A 4,179-nucleotide genomic window follows, 5' to 3' on the forward strand; every position below is an offset into this window, starting at 1 on the left:
TCTCAGAAGTGAATGAGGATACATTGATCAATAGAGAAGATCTTTATCAGTTTATTAAACTAAATAAATTAAAATATAAGAATAATATTATTCAGCTATCAAGACCTCAATCAGGTTTATTTCAAAGTCCATTCCACCATTATGTAACTGTTCACCGAAAATCACCTACAGCAGAGTGGCTATATATATCTACAACAGAGAAATTTCGTACTATCTTCGATAAGTATTTTTATATGTTTTTCATCAAAAAAACGAAAAATTTGTCCCTACAGGCAGCAAAAAAACTAGGAGAGTCCTTTCCTGATTGTCATACCGTTGTCATTGATATTATATATGATCTGAAAGGACGGATATGGATTCAAGATACAATGCTGCATTTTCAAAAAAGTAAATGGAACCAGTTCCAAATACTCTCTAAAAATCATACAATTTCTCCATTTGTACCGAAAACGGACTTACTTACAAAAGTCACCTTTAATGAATACCTTAATAAATATAATGATATTATCATTAAGCCTTGTGTTGGCCAACAAGGTTTAGGAATTGTAAAAATTACTAAGACAGATCCTCATACCTTTGAAATCCACTCAGGAAGAACAAAGCAAACAAAATCAAGCATGGATGAAACCTTTGATTTTATTCATACAAAATATCATTCAAAGAAACCTTATCTTGTTCAGGAAAGATTAGCTTTATCAGAAATAAACGGATGTCCAATAGATATTAGAGTCATTGCCCAGAAGGTGGATTCATCCTGGAAAGTAACCGGAAAAATCGTAAAGGTTGCTGGAGAAGGTTTCTTTATAACCAATGCTGCACAGAAGCTATTGAATTTTGATCAAGCACTCCAAAACTCAAACTTATCAACGACAAATATGAATCAATTAGAAGATGAAATAGACAGAATCTGTATTTCTGCAAGCAAACAGTTTGAAGAAAACCATCCTAATATTCATATAATTGGGTTTGACATTGGGATTAGCTCCCAAGGGAATATTTGGATTATTGAAGGAAACTATAATCCAGACCTATCCATGTTTTCGGGACTAGAGGATAAAGATACGTATATGTATATAAGGAAAATCATCAAGCGTCAAAGAAAACATACTGACTTAAAATAAAAGATATTTTTTTCTAATTCACTTACCCAATCGGGATTACTGTTATATCCATACAATAAGTGTATAACCATAACATATAAATGAGGTGTGTGTATTGAAGGAACGTCTTGGAAAATGGAGGCAATATTCGCTATTAAGTAAACATCCTTTACTCAATAAGTACATTCCCGAAACAAAGCAATTTACAATTAAAAACCTATCTGAGTTACTGGAACGTTTTGAATATGTCTATTTAAAAAATGATAGAGGCGGGCAAGGGAAAGGAATTTTTAAAGTTAATAAAAGGAAAGATGGGCCCTACTGTTTCAATGGCTATACACTTAATGGTAAAAAAATACAAATGGAAGTTAAAAAGATCGAAGATTTCCTCCCTGTACTGCATCCAATTGAGAGATTCGGGGGATATATTGTTCAAGAAGGTGTCCATAGCTTAACCCAAGATGGGTTCCCGTTATCCATTCGGGTACATGTTCAAATTCTCAAAAGAAAATGGCTTGTTGGAGGGTTGTATGGAAAGATTGGGACAGAAGAAACCAATGAGAATGGAGTCATCAATACAAACCGCGGGGCTCAAATTATGACAATAGATTCATTATTATCGACACACCTAAAGATGCACAAAACAGAGAGGGAAGAAATGATTAATTGTATAAAGGAAGCTTCTGTTATAGCTGCCGAAATAGCTGCAGCGGCATTTCCACAAATAGAGTATGGAATTGATTTTGGTATTAGCAATTACAAGGATCCTATTATATTTGAAATAAATACAAGCCCTGGAGTCGGGAATTTTTCCAAAATTGGTGATGGGGAAATGCGAAAGCGAATTAAAGAGATCAGGAGAATGCACCTAGAAGGGAATTTTGGCATTTAGACATATATTTTTAATTTAAATCGAAGTCAGGATCTTTCAAATATAGTAAGAAGCATTCGCAGCCATTTCGCAAACGAATGCTTCTCTTTATTTTTTCCTTAAAGTCATGTACAATTTAGAATCCAACCGAGTATTTCATTCGATTAGAGTACACGCTTAGCTGTTACAAAGTTACTTTTAGACCAATTAGATTCTAAGCTTTCTTTCACAACTGAACCTGATTTAGATAAATACACATATTCATTATTTCCAATATAAATAGCGGCATACTTAATTTTGCTTCCCCCGCTTTGCTTTAGGAAAATAAGGTCACCCTTTTGCAATTTATCTTTTGGAACTTGTACACCGTTCACTGATTGCTGACTCGCTACTTTTGTTTTCAGGTCAACACCATGCTGTTTAAAAATGTAATAGGTGAAGCCTGCATTTGTGAAGGTTAAAGATTTTTCATCGTAAACATTTAATTGGTGTTTCACTTTATTCATTATGCTTAATGTATAGTCTACAATATTATCTTCTTTTTTAGATATAACTGGTGTCTGAACTATTTTGTTTTCATCTGTTTTAGGTATAACTGGTGACTGAACTACTTTGTTTTCATCTGTTTTAGGTATAACTGGTGACTGAACTACTTTGTTTTCATCTTTAAAAACGCGCTTTGCCGTAATATAACGCTGATCATAATAATCAGATAAAAGGACTCTCGAACTAATTCCTTCCGAACTAAGAACAAGCATACGATGTTCCCCTGTGTAAATAGCTACTCTTGAAGGTGTGCTCGACCCTGCAGAAGTGCTAAAGAATATCAAATCGCCTTTTCGTAAATCTTTCCGTGCTACCTTTTCACCTAAGTTCATCAAATCTTTGACATAGTTTCCTTTTACTTCAACGCCATTTTTTCCATAAACGTATTTTACGAATCCAGTACTCGTAAATTGCATTGCTTTTTCGTTATTAACCTTGCCCATTGTCACTTTATTCATTAAATTGTAGGAGAGGTCAGCAATATTATCTCCTTTTGTTGCTGGGTCTGAAGGAAGTAAAGCAGGGATTACTCTTCTCGCAGTCATATAATTATCTCGATAATAGGACGTGCTATTTAGATCAGAAATAACAACATCTAGTTCTGCGTTTGCCATATGTATAATTTTATTATCTCCAATATACAACCCTACATGATTTGGGTTTTTTGATGATGGGTTATTTTTGAAGAAAACTAAGTCGCCTTTTTGCAATTCATTTTTCGGAACGTATGTCCCTTGGTGAACCATATAAGCTTCGTCACGATTACCTAGATCTATCCCATTATTCTCAAAAATAAACGCGATGAACGAAGCACATCTAAACTGGAGTGTTTCATAGTTGTGTTTTGAGGCATATGTTGCTTTTCCTATTAAACTCTTAGCGAGACTAATTATGTCATCTGCCTTTTTCTCAACCACTTTTTGGCTCTGCTGTGTGGTTGTTGCGGCTGAGACTGTGACTGGATCCATCATGATCGGGGCTGTCGCAAAAGTACTTAATCCAATCGTGAATGCTAATGTAGTTGTAACTAGACGCTTGTTCATTTTTATCCTCCTGATGTAGTTATTATTCTCGAATACAAATTTTATCATATAGGGAAATTGTCACACGTGGTAAAACTTAACATTATCCAACATGCCCCCTACGAGGCCTAGACATTATTGGGTTATGGAGAAACTTTACATTTCCATTACAAGTGTTACGTCAAATATTGATTGCCACTTTTCAATATTTGTGATTGAAAAAATAGATTAATAAGCAAAAAGCGTCAGAAACCGAGGAAACCTCTACCCTCGGTTTCTGACACCATGTTCTTACTGCCCGTTAATGCGAGATAAATTCGGTTTGAAAATGAAAAGCCCATCTCGATCATTCCAAATGATCCCCGAAACCTGCTACCCACTTTGAATAGTGTAAGGCGGCTGCTTGCGTATGGTAATAAAGCTGAAAATCATTGACATCCAGAGCAATGCTCATATCTGGATACCGATTATTTATTTCAATAATCCAGAGGTTTTTATCTTCATCCATGCCAATATCAACACCTATATATGCTAAATGTATCTCTTTCTTCTCCAAAAATTTACAGCATAAAATAGATAATTGCTCAATTTCTTTATACTTTTTAAATGCCTCATTGAAATCATTGTTATAAATTCCAAC

The 4,179-nt window shown here is 34.5% G+C and carries 4 protein-coding genes; 2 read left to right on the top strand and 2 right to left on the bottom strand.

Annotation, left to right across the window (positions count from 1 at the left end):
* Nucleotides 1-1,121, top strand: a 1,121-nt coding sequence (locus V7149_RS24570) for a YheC/YheD family protein (protein ID WP_335348189.1), incomplete at its 5' end; no start/stop codon positions are given.
* A gap of 94 nt (nucleotides 1,122-1,215) precedes the next feature.
* On the top strand, nucleotides 1,216-1,992 hold the full coding sequence (locus V7149_RS24575; RefSeq protein ID WP_335348190.1) for a YheC/YheD family protein: 777 nt from the start codon (nucleotides 1,216-1,218) through the stop codon (nucleotides 1,990-1,992).
* A 143-nt stretch (nucleotides 1,993-2,135) separates the two neighbouring features.
* On the opposite strand, the gene V7149_RS24580 is transcribed toward V7149_RS24575, so the two are convergent.
* A complete protein-coding gene (locus tag V7149_RS24580; RefSeq protein ID WP_335348191.1) occupies nucleotides 2,136-3,560 on the bottom strand; it encodes a C40 family peptidase in 1,425 nt (474 codons plus the stop codon).
* A gap of 325 nt (nucleotides 3,561-3,885) precedes the next feature.
* The coding region (locus V7149_RS24585; protein WP_335348192.1) for a YheC/YheD family protein at nucleotides 3,886-4,179 on the bottom strand (294 nt) is incomplete at its 5' end.

Origin of the sequence: Bacillus sp. JJ1503, assembly GCF_036965125.1 — a bacterium.
Classification (GTDB): domain Bacteria; phylum Bacillota; class Bacilli; order Bacillales; family Cytobacillaceae; genus Cytobacillus.